Here is a 17,055-nt window from a genome sequence, read left to right as displayed (position 1 = left end):
TGGCCGGGCCCGGTCGGGCCGGTCGAGCGCCCCGGCCCGGCCGGGCCGTCACGCCGGACGCTTGAACATCCGGGTCGCCGTGATCTCGCTGTGCACCGCCTCGCCAGCGGGAGCCTGCTGCGGCAGCCCTGGCCTCAGGTGCTCCTCCACACTGATGTACTTCAGCCCGGCCCTGAGGTCGGCGTCGTTGCGCAGCCGGATGACCAGGGGGAACTCGGCGAGCGCCGTCGTGTCGAACAGGCCGGTGGTGTAGAGGAGCTGCACCCCGAGGGCGTCCGAGACGGCCCGCTGGAGCTCCAGCAGATAGGTGGCGTTGGCGCGGCCGATCGGGTTGTCCAGGAAGAGCGTGCCCGCGTGGCGGTGCTTGTCCCGGCCGCGGTCGTTCGACCTCAGGGCGGCCATCGTGCAGTACAGGGCGATGGCCGCGGTGAGCAGCTGGCCACCCGAGAACACGTCGCCCATCTGCCCGACGGGGACCCGCTCGGCGCGCAGGACGGCGTCCGGTTTGAGGATCTCCACGGCGATGCCCTTGGGCTGGAGCGCCGCGCCGACTCCGCGCAGCAGCAGGGACATGCCGTCGCGCCGCAGGTCCGAGTTCTTCTTCACGGCGGCGCGGGTGGCCTCGTCGATGACCTCGCCGAGCCGCTCGGTGAGCGTGGCCTGGTCGGGTTCGTCGAAGCGGATGCGCAGGAACTCCTGGCCGGACCACTCGCCGAGCCCTTCCGGAAGGCGGGACAGTCGCTGGGCCGACCTGAGCGTGGCGAGCGCCGACTCGACCAGTCCGCGCAACCGGTCCACGATCGAGTCCCGGTTGCGTTCCAGTTGGGCCAGCTCGTCGGTGAGCACCCGGAGCCGGGGCGCGAAGGCCTCCGCCCATTTCTGGGCGTGCTCGGGCAGGGCGGAGGCGGGCAGTTCGCGGATCTGCTGCCGGGCGGGGGTGCGCACCTGCTCGTAGCGCGTGGAGTTGGCGTGCCGGACGAGGACGTCGCTCGCCTCGCGGACGGCGGAGTCGGCGGCGGACAGGTCGCCGGCGCAGCCGCGCAGTGACCTGCGGGTCTCGGCGGCCGCCTGCCGGGCGTCCTCCGGGCTGCCCGGGTACGGCTCGGGTTCCTCCTGCTCCTCGTCACTCGTGTTTTCGCGCAGCTGGTCGCGCAGCATGCCGGCGATCTCGTCGAAGCCGCCGGCCGCGTCCTCGGCGGCGCCGTGGGACTCCAGCAGCTCGGCGTGCGCCTCACGGGCCTGGGCCAGCGCACCGGTCCTGGAGGCGAGTTCGGCGGTGGCCGTGCGCAGCAGGGCCTGTGCGTGCTCGGCGTCGCGCGGGAGCAGGTCCTCGGGGAGTCCGGTGTGTGCCTCGCCGTCCTCGGGCGCGTGCCGCTCGGCCTCGCCGCGCAGCCGGCCGAGCTGTTCGCTCGCAAAGGACATCCGGGTCTCCAGGAGCTGCACCAGCTCCTCGGCGCGGGCGGCGGCGCCCTGCCGGGACGGCCCGTCGGAGCCCTCGGGGGATTCCAGGAGTTGTTCCGCCCGCGTACGGACCTTGTTGCTGAGCCGGTCGAGTTCGGCGCGGGCGGCGCTCTCGTCGCTCTCCGCCCGGGCCTGCTCGGCGCGCAGGTCCGCGCCGACACCGACCTTCTCGTAGACCTGGGAGGCTGCGCGGTAGGCCTCGCGCAGGGCGGGCAGGGACGCCCTGGGTGCGTCCCCGTCGCTCTCCGGCACGCCGTCGGGGGCGCCGGCGATCTCGGAGCGCTCGGCGCGCAGCGCCCGCGCCGTGCGGCGGGTGTCGTCGGCGGCGCGCTGAGCGGCGCGCCGGTCCTCGTCGGCGGCTCGGGCGCGTTCCAGGCAGGCCTGGGCGCGGGCCTCGGACTCGGCCGCCTCGTCGGCGAGTTCGCGCAGCCGGGCCTGCCAGCCGGCCCGCTCGCGCAGCCGGAACGCGAGCCCGGCGAGGGCGTCGGCGGCGCGCCGCGCCTTCTGGGCGGTCTCCTGCCGCTCGTCGCGCTCCTGGGCGACCTCGGCGGCGGCCTCGTCGGCCTCCGCCCGCAGACCGCGCGCCTCGGCCAGCTCGGCCTCGGCCTCCTCGGCGAACACGCGCGTGTCCTGGGCGGCCTGTGCCAGCTCCAGCAGCCGGCCGGCGGGGCAGCCGGTGCGCCAGGAGGCGAGCCGCGCCGCCAGTTCCCGGTCCTTGCCGAGCCGGGCGGCCAGGGTGCGGATCTCCTCGTCCCGCTCGGTGGCCCGCGCGCGCAGCGCCTGCCGTTCCTCGTCGGCGGCGTACTCGTCGTGCATGGCCGGGTTCGGCGGAACGAGGAACACGTCTCCCTGCGGCGTGCCGTCCGCCGGGGTGGGGGCGAGCAGGGCGGCCGCGGTGCCGACGGCCACGGTGGAGCGGGGCAGCAGGGCCGCGTCCGCGAGGGCTTCGCGGGCACGCGCGTGCGTGTCCGGGTCGGTGATGATCACGCCGTCGACCAGCTCGGGCCGGGCGGCCAGTACGCGCGCGTGGTCGGCGGGGTCGACGGCCTGGGCGAGGTAGCGCCAGCCGGGCAGCGCGGGGATGCCGTGCTCGCCGAGGAACTCCACCGTGGCCAGTACGTCCGGGCCGGGCGGCAGCAGGCCGCCGTCGCCGAGCGCGCCGAGGATCCGGGAGTCGTCGGCGGCGGCGGTGCGCAGTTCGAACAGGTGCCGCTCGGCGGAGGAGACGGCGTCGTCGAGCAGTTCACGCAGCTCGTCGGCGAAGCGGTCCAGGTCCTCGGGGGTGAGGGTGCCCTCGGCCCCGGCCCGGTCCGTCTCCGCGGCGCTCTGTCGTCCCGGGGTGCCGTACGGCGCCTCTCCGGTGCGGTGGGCCGACTCGGCACCCGGCGTTGTGGCGTCCGGTCCGGTCCGGGGTCCCGGCACTCCGGCCCGCGCGGCCCCGGTCGCGCCCGGCAGGCTCAGCAGTTCCGCGAGCCGCCCCTCGGCCGCCAGCGCCTCGGCGATGCGGCGTTCGGTCTCGTGGGCGCGCCGGGCCGCCGTCGCAGCGTCGGCCGCGCGGGCCGCGGTGAGCTCCGCGCGGGATTCGGCCGAGGCGGCCTCGCGCGCGTGTTCCGTGGCCTTCCGGGCAGTCTCGCGGACCTGGTCCCAGGCGGCGACCGCCGTCTTCTCCGCGTCGCTGGCGGCCAGGGCCGCACGCGCCGGATCGGCGTCGGGGGCGCTGTCGTCCAGCCAGCCCGCGCGTACCGCCTCGGCGGTCTCCTGCTCGACCTCGGCGAGGCGCTGGCGCAGATGTCCGGCCTCGCTGCGGGCGCGCTGCGCCTCGGTCGCGGCGGCGGTCTGGTCCCGGTAGGCGGACTCGCCCACCTCCTGGAGCCGCGCGGACCGCTCCTCCTCCTCGTTGGCGACGGTCTCTGCGCTCTCGGCGGCCGTGTGCAGGGCCCGTACGAGATCCGTGGCGGCCTTGGCGCGCGCGGCCAGGGCCGGGGCCGCGTCCCGTTCGGCCTCCTGGATCGCCGCGGAGACACGGGCGACGCGGTCGGCGGCGGCGCGGTGGCGCAGCACGGCCTCGGCGGCCTGCCACGCCGCGTACAGGGTGCGCGCGTCGGCGAGCTCCCGCTTCTGCGCGGCCGCGGATTTCTCGGCGGCGGCGAGGGCCAGTGAGGCGTGCCGGTAGGCGAGTTCGGCGGCGATCAGCGCGCTGCGCTCGCGGGCGCCCTCGGAGTGCGTGACGCCGTAGGCGGCGGCCGTGACCCGCTGGGCGAGGTCGGCGGCCCGGATCCGCTCCCGTACCGCCCGGGCGGACAGCCGCCGCGCCAGCGTCCGGGTGCGCCGCTCGGCCGCGGCGTGGACGTCACGCGCGCGGGTGCGGGCCTCGGCGGCCTCGACGATCCGGCCCAGCAGGTCGACCGAGCCCGCGGTGAAGTCCCGCTCGGCGATCAGCTCGGCGCGCCGGCCCAGCTTGTTGCCGAACCCGCTGACCAGGTCGGCGAGCCCGTCGGTGTCGCGGGTGTCGGTGACGGCGCGCAGCAGCAGGTCGGTGAAGTCGGAGTCCTTCTTCACCGCGAACAGGCCGGCCGCCTCACCCTCGTCGGCGTTCATCTCCCGCTGGTAGCGGAAGAGTTCGGGGTCGAGGCCGAGGTCGCCCAGGTGCTCGGTCCAGCGTTCGTGGATCTCCTCGAAGTGCACCTCGAGGTACGGGTAGGTCCTGGCCGCCTCGGTGATGGCGTCCCGGAAGCCCTTCATGGTGCGGCGGCGGCCCCGCGCGCCCGACTGGCCCTCGGCGGACGGCCGTACGGACGTGGCCTCGGCGACGGGGAGGTTGTCCAGGGTGAGTCCGGGTCCGGGCCGGAAGGAGTACCAGGCCTCGGCGAACTTCCGTGGGTCGTTGGAGACTTGGCGCCCGCGCCACTCGCTGACCTTGCCGACGACCACGCACTCGCCGGTCTGTACGTGCTGCCACTCCAGCGCCACGTGCCCGCAGTCGTCGGCGAGCAGGAACTTGCGCAGCACGCCGGAGCTGGCGCCACCGAGGGTGTTGCGGTGGCCGGGCAGCATCACCGAGAAGATCAGCTTGAGCAGCACCGACTTGCCGCCGCCGTTCTCCAGGAACAGCACACCGGCGGGGGCGGGCCGGCGCGGCGGGCCGACCGGCTCCTCCTCGAAGAACTCCGCCTGGATGGGCGCGGGGTCGGGCACCGGCTCGCCCACGCCCCGCAGGTCAAGCACGGTGTCGGCGTAGCGCGCACCGGCGGGCCCGATGGAGTAGAGGCGGACCCGGGACAGCTCGTACATGGCGGACTCTCGTCAGTCTTCTTGCAGTTGGGGGGTGGCGGACTTCATGCGGACGGGGGTGGCGGGAGACGGCAGGGCCTCAGGAGTGGAACGGCAGCCCGGCGTCGGCCACCAGGTCCAGGTCGTCGCCGTCCTCGGCGGGCAGCAGGCTCGGTGTGCCGCCGGTCATCGGGACGATGCCCAGTTCGAGGAGTTCGGCCAGGGCGGCGCTGCCCGCCATGTCGCGCACCTGGAGCTGGTAGCGGGCCGTCGTGCGGTACGTGCCGCCGCTCTCGTCGCCGGTGCGCTGGAGGAACCCGGAGTCGGTCAGGAACGCCAGGGCCTTGGCCACGATGCCCGTGGTGGAGGCGGCCGGCCGGCGTGCGTCCTTGGTGGCCCCGGTCGCGCTGCGTCTGGCCCAGATCCGCCAGGCGGCCTCGAGGTCCGGCGCGTCGGTGGCCGGGTCGGTGTTCTCGCCCCGCTCCTCGGCGCGTTCCTCCAGGCGGCGGCAGGCCTGGCGGACGAAGGCGTCCACACCGTTGACGGTGACGCGCCCGATGTAGCCGTCGTCGGCGAGGTCCTCGGGGCGCGGGAACGCGAGGGCGGCCACCGCGAGGTGGGCCAGTCCGTGCAGGAAGCGGTCGCCGGAGTCGGCGGCGGTACGGCGCGCGTAGTCGCCCATGCGGACGGCGAACACCGAGTCCTCGGCGGCGGTGACCGCCATTCCGGCGCGCGGGGACACCTCCAGCACGACGAGCCCGAGTCCGGCGGCCACGGCGTCCGCGAGCCGTGCGAACGCCGGGTCCTCGCGGTGGCGGCGCAGCAGGTCGGCGTACTCCTGGTCACGGGCGGGCTGCAGCTTCGGCTGGAGCCCGAAGGCGACGAGCCGGGCCGCGTCGGCGGCGTCGGCGGGTGTGACGGCGACCGCCGTGGGCGCGCCTGCGGCTTCCGGCTCACTCCGGTCGACGTGCTCGGTCACGGTTGGGGCTCCTTGCTGGGGTGTCGCTCGTGCGTACGGTTGCCGGCGGGGCTCACGCCGCCTCCGTCCGGTCGGCCGCCATGCCCGCCGCGTCCAGCAGTGCCGTGCCGACGATGAGGTCGGCGCCGCCGAACTCCCGATCGTCCAGTTCGGTCCCGTCGTCCACGGCGAACAGCAGCTTCTCCTCGCCCTGCCGGTAGGCGGTGCCGACCGGGGGGCTGGCCGCGTGGACGGCCAGCAGGGCGACCAGGTACGGCAGGTCGGGGTCCTTGTCGCGGGCCTCGGCGAGCAGTCCCGACAGCCGTCGCGGCGCGTCGGCCGGCAGGTCGAGCAGCTCCATGGCGGCCGCGAGCTGCTCCTCGCTGAACCGGCTGTCGTCGGGGGTGGCGATCAGGTCGGGCTCGGGCATCTCGGCGCCCAGGTGCTCCCGCTCGACTGGCGGCGTCAGCAGGATGTCCACGAGGTCGGCGACACGGACCGACACCGGTGTGCGCAGCCCGGTCCCGCGCGCGAAGAAGGCGTCCGTGACCCGGATCGCCTGCTCCAGCGGCAGCGGGAGGGTGGGCGCGAGCAGGTGGCCGTAGAGGTCGGTCCCGGAGGTGGTCAGGGGCGTGGCGAAGGCCTGCCGGTCCTGCTCGGCGCGGAACAGGGGCCCGGCCTCCAGCAGCCGGGACTGCAGTTGGGTGTGCCTGCGGATGCAGTCCTTGACGATGTCGACCAGTTCGGCGGCGCGCCGCTTGTGCTCGGGCTCCTCCGACTCGTCGCGCGCCTTGCGGATGTTGGTCAGGATCGCGTTCTCGTGCCGGTAGCGGTCGGCGACGTGGTCCAGGGCCTCGGCGATCATGTCGGGGACGGCGCTGAGCCAGTCCACCGCCCGGACGTTGCGCCGGGTCGCCTCCAGGGCCCTGCGCAGGGTCTCCGAGTACTGCACGGTCCGGTAGCGGGCCTGTTCGGCGGCGAGCTGGGCGTCCGCGAGGCGGCCGCGGCTGATGAGCACCTCCAGTTTGACCTCGGCGGCGATCTGGGCGCTGGTGACGTCGGTGTCGAGGGCGCCGACGAGGACGTTGACCGCCTCGTCCGTGGTGCGCAGGTAGACGCTGCCGCCGGGGCCGGGGACCTCCTCGATCAGCTTGAAGTCGTAGTCGCGGCGCACATACGTGCCGTCCGGCCCGAAGGTGCCGTACACCGCGCGGAAGCCGCGGTCGACGCTGCCGACGTTGATCAGGTTCTCCAGGACCCAGCGGGCCACGCGCTCGTGCTCGCCGGACGGACGCCGCGGGGCCTGCGCGGCGACGCGCGGGACGAGCCGGGCCACGACCTGGTCGTGGTCGGCGCCGGTGTCGAAGTCCATGTTGAGGGTGACGAGGTCGATGGCGGCGAGCGCGACCTCCGCCATGCCGTACACCGAGTACTCGCCGGCGAGGTTGGCCTTGCGGGCGTCCAGGTCGTGCAGCGGCGCGGTGCAGGCGAGCGCGCGCAGCCGCCGCGCCAGCCCCTCGTCGGCGGCCGGCCCCTGTGCGGGGCGCGGCCCCGCGCTGAGCTGGGGCGGAACGCTGTCCGTCGATGCAGGCGAAGTCACGGTGCACAGATTAGGTCCTCGGCCTGACAACGACCCAAACGGCACGGACGCGGACGCCACGGTGCGTCGCCCCGCGCCCTCGCACAGGGCGCGGAGGATCCGCCGGTCGCGGGTGAGGTACGGCCCGTCATCCGCCGCGGGTCGTACGCGACGCGGCCGGCGGGCATGGTTCGGCGGCGGTTGCGGGCGCCGCGCCGTTCCCGTGGGACGGCCTCTCCCGGCTCAGGCCAACTCCGGCGTCGACAGCGCGGCCAGGGCCGCCGATACCGATGCCGACGAGCGCAGGTCGAGGCGGGCGCTCGTGCCTCGGGCGTGGTGGCGGAGTTCGCCGGCGGCCAGGGTGAGCAGTTGCGGCAGCAGGTCGGTGCAGCGCCGGGCCACCCAGCCGGTGCCCGCCGTGGCCAGCCACCACAGGCTCGCCGACCTGGTGGGCGCGGGGAACTCCGGCTCGGGCGAGGGCGCGGGCCCGCTCGCCATGCCCGTCTCCGCGAGCAACGCGTGGAAGTGGAAGGCGAGTTGGCGGTGACCGCGCTCCCCCGGGTGCAGCCGGTCCGCGCTCCACATCGCGCGGTCGGTCAGCCACTGGCCCGCGTCGGCGTGCAGGTGCACGGCCCCGTAGCGCTCCGACAGGGCGTGGACCACCGTGTTGACCGCCCGCTGCCGCCGGGCCAGCGGGCGGGCCAGCGCGCCGGGCAGGCCGAGCATCGCGCCGGGGTCGGGCAGACAGGCCGTCAGCAGGACCGCGCCCCGGCCGGTGAAGGCCGCGAAGACCCGGTCGAGCCGGGCGGCCACCGCATGGATGTCGAAGGTGCGGCGCAGGGTGTCGTTGACGCCGACGACGACCGACACGACGTCCGGGCGCAGCTCCAGTCCGGCCGGGGTCTGCCGCTCCAGGACGTCGCGGGTCTGCGCCCCGCTGACCGCGAGGTTGGTGAACTCCACGACCGAGGGCTCCTCGGCGAGACCGCCGGCGAGCAGTGCCGCCCAGCCGCGCCATCCGTCGCCCGTGGGATCGCCGACGCCCTCGGTCAGCGAATCGCCGAGGGCGACGAAGCGCAGCGGTCTCATGCCACACCCTCCTGCAACGGACGTCGCACAGGGGCCGGGACGTCGTGCGCGGCGAGGAACGCCTCCACGGAGGCGGTCCACCCGAAGCACTCCGCACGCGCGCGTGCCGCCTCGCGCCGCTCCCGCTCCGGGCGTGCCAGCAGGCCCTCCACGGCGTCGGCGAACGCCTCGCCGTGGTCCGCAGCGCTGTCCCCGGCGGAGCCGATCACCTCCGGCAGCGCGGAGGAGGCACTGGCCACCACGGGGGTGCCGCAGGCCATCGCCTCCAGCGCGGCGAGCCCGAAGGTCTCGGCCGGCCCGGGTGCCAGGCACACGTCGGCGGAGGCCTGGAGCGCGGCGAGCCGGTCGCGGTCGCGAACGTGCCCGAGGAACGTCACCGGCAGCGCCCGCTCAAGGGCCCGCTGCTCCAGCCGCGTCCGCAGCGGACCGTCCCCGGCCACCACGAGCACCGCCCGCCGTCCGCGCCGCAGCAGCGCCTCCAGCGCGTCCAGCGCGTTGCCGGGCCGCTTCTCCACGGACAGCCGGGAGCACATCACCAGCAGCGCCTCGTCGTCGCGTGCGTGCCGGGCGCGCAGAGCCGCCTCCCGCAGCGCGGGGTGCCGTTCCACCAGATCGACACCCAGGGGCGCGCGCACGACGTTGCGCGCGCCGACCCGCACGAACTCGCGCTCGGCGAACTCGGTGGTGCACACCACGCGCGCGTAAGTGTGCGCGGTACGGACGTTGAGGGCGTCGGCGGCACGCTGGGACAGGGTCTGCGGCAGGCCCCAGGTGCGCAGCACGCCGTCGGCGGTCTCGTGGGACACCATCACGGCCGGGACCCGGGCCCGCCGCGCCCACTTGCCGGTCCACCGCAGCGTCGTACGGTCGGAGACCTCCAGGCGGTCCGGTGCGAGCTCCTCCAGGACGGCGGCCACCCGCCGCTTGTCGGTGAGGACGCGGTAGCCGCCGGTGCCCGGCAGCAACGGCCCGGGCAGGGTGATCACGCGGCCCTGCTCGGTCTCCTCGTCGGTGTGGCGGTCGCCCGGGATGACCAGCACCGGTTCGTGGCCGGCCGCCTTGTAGCCCTTGCCGAGTTCGCGCAGGGCGGTGCGCAGTCCGCCGGAGGCGGGGGCGACGAAGTTCGCGAGCCGCACGAGGGTGAGCGGCGCGGTGGTCATGCCGCCACCGCCGTCCGCCGCGCGGCGAGCACGTCCTCGTAGTGGGCGATGAGCTGGTCGCCGACCGCCGCCCAGGTGCGCTCCTCGACCGCGGAGCGGCCGGCCGCCGCGAACGACGCCCGCAGTGCCGGGTCGGCGGCCAGCGCCCACACGGCGTCGCGTACGGCGGCCACGTCGCGCGGCGGGACCAGCAGCCCGGTGCGGCCGTGGGCGACCAGGTCGAGCGGACCGCCCGCGGCGGGCGCGACGACGGGCACCCCGGAGGCCATGGCCTCCTGCACGGTCTGGCAGAACGTCTCGAAGGGGCCGGTGTGCACGAAGACGTCCAGCGAGGCGAAGATCCGCGCGAGGTCGTCGCCGGTGCGACGGCCCAGGAAGACCGCGCCCGGCAGGGCCTCGGTCAGCTGGGCGCGGCTGGGACCGTCGCCGACCACCACGACCCGTACGCCGTTCAGGCCGCAGACCCCGGAGAGCAGTTCGACCTGCTTCTCGGGGGCGAGCCGGCCGACGTAGCCGACGATCAGCTCGCCGTTCGGGGCGAGTTCGCGGCGCAGTGCCTCGTCGCGGTGCTCGGGGCGGAAGCGGACGGTGTCCACGCCGCGGCCCCACAGCCTGACGCGGGGCACGCCGTGTGCCTCCAGGTCCTGCAGGGCGGCGCTGGAGGGGGCGAGGGTGAGGTCGGCGGCGGCGTGGACGGAGCGGATGCGCCGCCAGGCGGCCGCCTCGCCGGCGCCCATGTAGGTACGGGCGTAGCCGGCGAGGTCGGTCTGGTAGACGGCGACGGCGGGGATGCCGAGCCGGGTGGCGGCCGCCATGCCGCGGACGCCGAGGACGAAGGGGCCGGCCAGGTGGACGAGGTCGGCGCGGTGCTCGGTGAGCGCCGCCGCGACGCGCCTGCTGGGCAGGGCGACGCGGACCTGGGGGTAGCCCGGGAGCGGAAGGGAGGGGACGCGGACGACGGGGCACGGCGCGGGGGCGTCGGACCCGGTCGAGGCGGCGGTGGCGGGAGCCACGACGAGGGGGGCGTGACCGCGATCGACGAGGTGCCGGGCGGTCTGGAGCGCGCAGTGGGCCACGCCGTTCACATCGGGGGGAAAGGATTCGGTCACGATGACGACACGCATACCGGTGTTGTCGCCGTGCTGGACGTGCCCGCGTCAACGTGGATCTTTCCGGACGAGGAACGTCCCATGAGCGTTGTGCTGTGCGGCCGGACCGGACGGCCCCCGGCCACGCGCTCCTGGCCCCCGGGTCACCGGATGTTCACGCGGCGGGCGTGTCCGGTCCGATCCGGCTGCGCACGGCGGTCTGGACCTCGTCCTCCTCGGCCGGGTCGGCGGCGAGTCTGCGCAGTCGTTCGACGACGCGTGCGTCGCCGGTCTCGGCGTGCCGGGCGGCGATCTCGCGGGTGGTCTCCTCGCAGTCCCACAGGCACTCGACGGCGAACCCGGCGGGGAAGGAGGGGTCGGTGGCGGCCAGGGCCCGGGCGGCACGGCCGCGCAGATGCGAGGAGGCGGTCTCGCGGTAGACGTGACGCAGGACGGGCGCGGCACAGGTGATGCCGAGCCGGCCGGCGCCGTCGACCAGGGTCCACAGGGTGGGCGCGTCGGGGCCTTCGCCCCGGACCGCCTCCCGGAGGGCGGCGAGGACGAGGTCGCGGTCCCGGACCGCGCCGCGGCAGGCGAGCACACGTCCGGCGGCGGCGCCGAGCGGGTCGGGGCGGTGGGTCCAGCCGCGTGCCCGGTCGACGGCGGGGGCTCCGCACATGCGTTCGAAGGCGTCGACGGCGGCCTCCACCACGGTGGCGGAGCCGTCGGACACCGCGGCCTCGATGAGGTCCAGGGCGTCGGGGTCGTCGCCGTCGGCGAGGTAGCGCAGGGCGGTACAGCGGGCCGCGTCGGTGCCCGCCCGGGCGGCGCGGAGGATCTCGGGCCGGTCCTCGGGTCCGGCGACGGCGGTGAGGCAGCGGGCGGCCGGGGCATGGCGGGGCGCGCCGCGTTCGGCGCCCTGCTGGGCCCACTCGAACACCGCCTGCACGCTCCACCCGGGCCGGGGTCCGGTGGGGCGCATCTGCCGTTGCCAGAGGTCGAAACAGCCCGCCTCGTGCGCGGCACGCACGCGGGTGGCGACCGACTCACGCGGGTCGTCGGCCCACAGCCGCCACGGCCGGGGCTCGAAGGCGTCGCGCACCGCGGCGGCCAGCTCGGCCTCGCCCTCGGCGTCGGTGGCGAAGCGCGCGAGGACCGGCGCGGCGAGGGCGCGCAGGCCCGCGTCGTCGTCCCTGAGCGCCAGTTCGTCCAGGGCCCAGGCCCAGTTGGCACCGGTGGCGGCGTACCTGCGCAGCAGGGCGAGCGCGTCCCGCCTGCCGTAGGAGGCGAGGTGCCCGAGCACGGCGAGGGCGAGTCCGGTGCGTGACTCGTCGGTGTCGAGGGCGTCCTCGGGGTCGAAGAGGTGCTCCTCGATCCGGTCCAGTTCGCCGTCGAGGTCGAGGAAGAGGCGGGCGTAGTAGAGGGAGCGGTTCTCCACCTGCCAGTCGTGGCGTGGGTCGCCGAGCACGCAGTGGTTCAGTGCCGCCAGCGCCTCGGCGCGGGGGGCGGTGAGCGCGTGCAGCGTGCCGTCGCCGCGGCCCCGCTGGAGCAGGCCGAGCAGCGTACCGCTGGGCGCTATGACCGGATCGAACATGGGAAACAGCCTCACATCAAGCGTCGACGCAACCGGGGATCTCGTACTACCTGGCCGCGCGACAACACGTCGGGGCGCCCGCCGTCCGCTGCTTGCTGTAGACCATCTTCCTCTGCCTCTCGTCGGTGGCCCATGCGGGCCGGATCACGGCCCGCGCGGTGCGGCAACACCTGCCCAGCCATCGCGTCCGTGAATCACGACGTCATGATGACCCGGCGTCCGCGCTGCCGCGACCGAAATTTCCGGCGGCCCTGTACCGCCTCCCCCGTTGTTTGTGTCGTTCCTGGTCAGAAGGGCCGAAGCGGCTGCTTCCGGCCCGGGGATCAGCTCTCGCCGAACATCTCCAGCAGCTCCGTCCTGCCGAACATCCGGGCCGTGTCGACGGCCGAGGGGGTGCCGGCGGACGGGTCCGCGCCGCCCTCCAGGAGGGCTTTGATCACTTCCTGCTCACCCTTGAAGACCGCTCCTGCGAGGGGGGTCTGGCCCCGGTCGTTGACGCGGTCGGCGTCGGCGCCTCGGGCCAGCAGCGCGCGGACGGCGGCTGCGTGGCCGTGGTATGCGGCGAGCATCACCAGGGAGTCGCCGCGGTCGTTGGTGAGGTCGGCCGGGACGCCCGCGTCGACGTATGCCACGAGTGCCTCGGTCCGCCCCTGCCGGGCCAGATCGAAGATCTTGGTCGCCAGCTCCACGACCTCGGGGTCGGGGGCTTCACTCATCGGCCGGACCGCCTCTCACTGCGAACGTTCGGTACTGCGGGGAGCAAGCGTACGGCGGTCCGCGCTGGTCGGCCGTACGAGTGAATCGCCAGCGTACTGGCTCGTGCGCCACATGGCCGGATGCGCCCGAGGTAAAGATCACCACTGACGCGGTCGGATGCAACAGGGCGGCTCAGGCACCCCACGGGACTCCGCCAACCGATGGAAATCAAACGAAATTCACCTAGTTGCACCTTTTGTCATATGGATACATTCTGTGAGCCTGGAAGAACTCATGGTGACTGTCCCCCGTGAACCAGGAGAGAGCAATGATCCTCAACATCTCGGGCGTTGTGCTGCTCGGCACCGTCGTCTTCCTGTTCTGCCGCAACCACGGGCTGAAGAGCTCGCACGCGACGGTCTGCGGGCTCTTCGGCTTCTACCTGTCGAGCACCGGCGTGGCCCCGAGCATCAAGGCCGGGGGCGCAAGCCTCGCGAGCCTCTTGGGCGGGCTCAATTTCTGATTCCGCCCCCGTCCGTACGCACCCCTGGAGCATGAAGTGGACCGGCGCCCTCTCCCTCGCATTCTGAGCAACGGCAGCGCACAGATCGCCCGCGGCCGGGAGCTGGCCCGGACGGCGGCGGGCGGCGCCACCGACGTCCTCCACCCGCTGATCACGATCTCGCGCGGTCTGCGCCGACTGGCCGGGGCCGGGCGGCGCAAGTGGGCGGAGACACCGAAGGACCGGCGGGGACCGCTCCTCTTCCTGGTCGTATCGGTGATCCTGGTCGTGGCCCTGGTGCCGTACGGGCCGCTGCTCTTCGGCATCGTCCTCATGGCGGCGGCGGGCTGGCAGGGCCGCGACCGTACCCCGCCCAAGCCCGAGGGCCCCGACGAGTCGCGCGTCCAGCGCCTGGTCTCCCTGTACGAGGCCCTGGTCCCCTACTTCTCGGCGGCCGAGGATCCGGCACCGCTGTACGCGCACGGCGGCGCGTGGGAGAAGGCGTTCCCCACCTTCGAGTTCGACGACTCGGGACGCGTGTGCCACCTGCTGATCCGCTACCCCGCGTACTTCACCGACGGCGAGACCGAGTCCCGCGCGCGGATCGAGCACCTGCTCACCGTCAAGGCCGGCCGCGGCCGCGAATACCTCTTCTCCTGGGACGAGGAGGGCAACCAGCTCACCGTCACCGCGCTCGCCCCGCTGCCCACGGACATCGCCGCGCAGCGCTTCGTCACGGCGCCGGGAGAGACCGTGCTCGGCTTCACCGACCCCGGCGAGGTCCAGCGCACGCTCCCCCTCGGCTACGGCGAGGAGCAGCGCGACGTGCCGCCGGTCCTCTGGCGCACGGGCCTGCGCTCCACCGAGCCGCACCTGCTGGCCCTGGGCCAGGCCGGCAGCGGCACCTCGACGTTGCTGCGCTCCATCGCGCTCCAGGCCCTCCAGCACGGCGACGTGCTGATCGTCGACGGCGGCGGGACCGGCGAATTCGCCTGCCTGACCGGCCGGGACGGGGTGCTCGCGGTCGAGTGCGGGCTGGCCGGGGTGCTGGCGAGCCTGGAGTGGGCGGCCACCGAGACGGAGCGCAGGCTGATCGCCGTCAACCGCGCGCGGCAGGCGGGTCATCCGCCGCCGGAGGACACCAAGCGGCCGCTGTGGCTGCTGCTCGACCGGCCGACCGCGTTCACGCACCTGGCCGCCGCGGACGGCCGCAAGGATCCGCAGGCGCTGCTCCAGGTGCCGCTGCGGCACGGACGCGCGGTCGGCGTGGCGGTCGTCGTGGCCGAGCAGTTCGACAGCGCGGAGGCGCTGAGCGACGCGGTACGGCAGCACACACGCGCGCGTGTCGTGCTCGGACCGGCGACGGCGGAGCAGCTCAAGGCGGTGCTGGGGGCGCCGCCGCACACGACGCCGCTGCCCGTCGTCCCGGCCGGACGCGGGTACGCCCGGCTGGGGACGAAGCCGGTCCACCGGCTCCAGGTGCCGGTCACGCCGGACCCCTACGACGACGCGACGAGCGAGGCGCACCGGCAGGCCGTGCTCGACCTTCTGCCGCCGAAGACCACGCCGGCCGACGGGGAGCGGGTGCCGGAGCCCATGGAGGCGGTGACGGAGGCGGTCGCGGAGCCCACGGAGGCGGTGACCGAAGCAGTCGCGGAGCCCTCGTGAACACCCTCGCCGAAGCCCCCGCGCGCGCCCTCGGCACAGCCGTCGTGAACCCCTGCCGCACAGCCGTCGTGAGCCCGCCAAGCCGCAGACGGACGCGAGACGCGCCGCCCCGAGCCGACCCACCGGGCCGCGGGCAGCGCTCAGGCGACGAAGGTGCGAGGGGACTCGCCCCCGTTGGAGGCCCCCGCCTCCACCAGCCGGGCCGCCGCCGCCAGCCGCGTCGCCGCCTCCTCCGGTGCCGGAGCCCACGGAGGCGGTGACCGAAGCGGTCGCAGAGCCCTCGTGAACACCCTCGCCGAAGCCCCCGCGCGCGCCCTCGGCACAGCCGTCGTGAACCCCTGCCGCACAGCCGTCGTGAGCCCGCCAAGCCGCAGACGGACGCGAGACGCGCCGCCCCGAGCCGACCCACCGGGCCGCGGGCAGCGCTCAGGCGACGAAGGTGCGAGGGGACTCGCCCCCGTTGGAGGCCCCCGCCTCCACCAGCCGGGCCGCCGCCGCCAGTCGCGTCGCCGCCTCCTCCGCCACCGCTCCCGCGACCGTGAACGGCAGGCGGACGTATCCCTCGAAGGCGCCGTCGACGCCGAAGCGCGGACCGGAGGGGACACGGACGCCCACGCGCTCGCCCGCCTCGGCGATACGGGAGCCCGACAGGCCGCCGGTGCGCACCCACAGCGTGAGGCCGCCGGCGGGGACCTCGAACTCCCAGCCGGGCAGCTCGCGCCGGACCGCCGCGACCAGGGCGTCCCGGTTGTCGCGGGCCTGGTCCCGCCGGACCGCCACGGCCTCCTCCCACCCCCCGGTGCTGAACAGCCAGTTCACGGCCAACTGCTCCAGTACGGGGGTGCCCAGGTCGGCGTAGGCCCGCGCGGCGACCAGGCTGCGGATCACGTCGGGGGCGGCCCGCACCCAGCCGATGCGCATCCCGGCCCAGAACGCCTTGCTGGCCGAGCCGACGGTGATCACCGTGGACCCGGCCGGGTCGAAGGCACACACCCGCCGCGGCATCTCCAGCCCCGGCTCCAGGTACAGCTCGCTCATCGTCTCGTCGACGACGAGCACCGTCCCCGCCGAGCGGGCCGCCTCCACCAGCCTCCGCCGCTGCTCCTCGTCGGCGAGCGCGCCGGTCGGGTTGTGGAAGTCGGCGACGACGTAGGCGATCCGGGGCGCGGCCTCGCGCAGCACCTGGCGCCAGCGGTCCAGGTCCCACCCGGTCAGTCCCTCGGCCATGGCCACGGGCACGAGCCGGGCGCCCGCCTCCCGCATCAGCTGGAGGATGTTCGCGTAGGACGGCGACTCGACGGCGATGCGCTCGCCGCGGCCCCCGAAGAGGTGGCAGATGGCGTCGATGGCGCCCATGGCGCCGGTCGTCACCATGATCTGCTCGGGCATGGTGGGGATCCCACGCGTGGTGTACCGCTCGGCGATCATCGAGCGAAGCGCGGGCAGCCCGGCGGGATAGTCGCCGTGGGTGTGGGCGTAGGGCGGCAGTTCCTCCAGCGCGCCCTGAACGGCGCGGGTGAGCCACGGCTCCGGGGCCGGCAGGGCCGCGGTGCCGAGGTCGATCATCGAGCCCAGTGCCTCCGGCGGCAGGGGTTCCAGTCCGCGCGCGGGCAGCGGATTACCCGCCGGCACCGCGGTCCAGCTGCCCGCGCCGCGCCGGGACTCCAGGAAGCCCTCGGTGCGCAGGGCCTCGTAGGCGGCGGCGACCGTGGTGCGGCTGACGGAGAGGGACACGGCGAGTTCACGCTCGGCGGGCAGCCGGGCGGCCACCGGGACACGGCCTTCGAGCACCAGCAGCCGGATGCCGTCGGCGAGCGCGCGATAGGCGGGCGGGCGGCGTGAGCCCGGGCCCGCCGGGCGGTCCTGCTGGGACTTGAGCAGCCGAGCGAGCTGCGCGGCGCCCACCGCAGAGGTCCACTGCGCCATGATGACCAGTCCACCTTTCTCGAATTGGCCATGGATGGATAATCTCCCCACGCCACAGAGTGTC

The 17,055-nt window shown here is 75.0% G+C and carries 11 protein-coding genes; 2 read left to right on the top strand and 9 right to left on the bottom strand.

All coding sequences use genetic code 11. The features are described from left to right. Nucleotides 1-48 precede the first annotated feature (48 nt). The 8 genes from ACWC91_RS07295 to ACWC91_RS07260 form a co-directional block, all read right to left on the bottom strand. Nucleotides 49-4,752: a hypothetical protein gene (locus ACWC91_RS07295; RefSeq protein WP_450725826.1), complete on the bottom strand. Its 4,704-nt coding sequence runs from the start codon at nucleotides 4,750-4,752 to the stop codon at nucleotides 49-51. A 79-nt stretch (nucleotides 4,753-4,831) separates the two neighbouring features. Next, nucleotides 4,832-5,710 (bottom strand): hypothetical protein, encoded by an 879-nt coding sequence (locus ACWC91_RS07290; protein ID WP_376503642.1) that lies wholly within the window; start codon nucleotides 5,708-5,710, stop codon nucleotides 4,832-4,834. A gap of 52 nt (nucleotides 5,711-5,762) precedes the next feature. Then, nucleotides 5,763-7,289 (bottom strand): hypothetical protein, encoded by a 1,527-nt coding sequence (locus ACWC91_RS07285; RefSeq protein ID WP_225076001.1) that lies wholly within the window; start codon nucleotides 7,287-7,289, stop codon nucleotides 5,763-5,765. A 222-nt stretch (nucleotides 7,290-7,511) separates the two neighbouring features. Next, nucleotides 7,512-8,357, bottom strand: coding sequence for an SGNH/GDSL hydrolase family protein (locus ACWC91_RS07280; RefSeq protein ID WP_450643756.1), 846 nt, complete (start codon nucleotides 8,355-8,357; stop codon nucleotides 7,512-7,514). Continuing rightward, complete coding sequence (locus ACWC91_RS07275) at nucleotides 8,354-9,517, bottom strand: glycosyltransferase (RefSeq protein ID WP_225075999.1); 1,164 nt, start codon at nucleotides 9,515-9,517, stop codon at nucleotides 8,354-8,356. The genes ACWC91_RS07280 and ACWC91_RS07275 overlap by 4 nt, the downstream gene beginning before the upstream one ends. Beyond that, entirely contained in the window at nucleotides 9,514-10,641 is a 1,128-nt protein-coding gene (locus tag ACWC91_RS07270) for a glycosyltransferase family 4 protein (RefSeq protein WP_450643757.1), read from the bottom strand. The genes ACWC91_RS07275 and ACWC91_RS07270 overlap by 4 nt, the downstream gene beginning before the upstream one ends. Nucleotides 10,642-10,780: 139 nt before the next feature. Next, a complete protein-coding gene (locus ACWC91_RS07265) occupies nucleotides 10,781-12,199 on the bottom strand; it encodes a HEAT repeat domain-containing protein (RefSeq protein ID WP_450643758.1) in 1,419 nt (472 codons plus the stop codon). Between the two features lie 323 nt (nucleotides 12,200-12,522). Beyond that, entirely contained in the window at nucleotides 12,523-12,915 is a 393-nt protein-coding gene (locus tag ACWC91_RS07260) for an ankyrin repeat domain-containing protein (protein ID WP_225075996.1), read from the bottom strand. A gap of 308 nt (nucleotides 12,916-13,223) precedes the next feature. Here ACWC91_RS07260 and ACWC91_RS07255 point away from each other — a divergent pair, with 308 nt between their 5' ends. Together ACWC91_RS07255 and ACWC91_RS07250 are read left to right on the top strand one after the other, a co-directional pair. Continuing rightward, complete coding sequence (locus tag ACWC91_RS07255) at nucleotides 13,224-13,418, top strand: hypothetical protein (RefSeq protein ID WP_141362905.1); 195 nt, start codon at nucleotides 13,224-13,226, stop codon at nucleotides 13,416-13,418. A gap of 36 nt (nucleotides 13,419-13,454) precedes the next feature. Continuing rightward, a complete protein-coding gene (locus tag ACWC91_RS07250; protein WP_281156778.1) occupies nucleotides 13,455-15,065 on the top strand; it encodes a P-loop NTPase family protein in 1,611 nt (536 codons plus the stop codon). A gap of 426 nt (nucleotides 15,066-15,491) precedes the next feature. Here the strand turns inward: ACWC91_RS07250 and ACWC91_RS07245 are convergent, their stop codons facing one another. Then, nucleotides 15,492-16,991, bottom strand: coding sequence for an SCO1417 family MocR-like transcription factor (locus tag ACWC91_RS07245; RefSeq protein WP_225075994.1), 1,500 nt, complete (start codon nucleotides 16,989-16,991; stop codon nucleotides 15,492-15,494). Nucleotides 16,992-17,055: the final 64 nt, after the last annotated feature.

Source organism: Streptomyces sp. NPDC001204, from assembly GCF_053598035.1.
This window is presented reverse-complemented; position numbering and strand designations above follow the sequence as displayed.

Coding starts and splice junctions, on each gene's coding strand:
- ACWC91_RS07295 (WP_450725826.1), bottom strand. CDS start 4,752: ATGTACGAGCTGTCCCGGGTCCGCCTCTACTCCATCGGGCCCGCCGGT.
- ACWC91_RS07260 (WP_225075996.1), bottom strand. CDS start 12,915: ATGAGTGAAGCCCCCGACCCCGAGGTCGTGGAGCTGGCGACCAAGATC.
- ACWC91_RS07280 (WP_450643756.1), bottom strand. CDS start 8,357: ATGAGACCGCTGCGCTTCGTCGCCCTCGGCGATTCGCTGACCGAGGGC.
- ACWC91_RS07270 (WP_450643757.1), bottom strand. CDS start 10,641: ATGCGTGTCGTCATCGTGACCGAATCCTTTCCCCCCGATGTGAACGGC.
- ACWC91_RS07255 (WP_141362905.1), top strand. CDS start 13,224: ATGATCCTCAACATCTCGGGCGTTGTGCTGCTCGGCACCGTCGTCTTC.
- ACWC91_RS07275 (WP_225075999.1), bottom strand. CDS start 9,517: ATGACCACCGCGCCGCTCACCCTCGTGCGGCTCGCGAACTTCGTCGCC.
- ACWC91_RS07265 (WP_450643758.1), bottom strand. CDS start 12,199: ATGTTCGATCCGGTCATAGCGCCCAGCGGTACGCTGCTCGGCCTGCTC.
- ACWC91_RS07245 (WP_225075994.1), bottom strand. CDS start 16,991: ATGGCGCAGTGGACCTCTGCGGTGGGCGCCGCGCAGCTCGCTCGGCTG.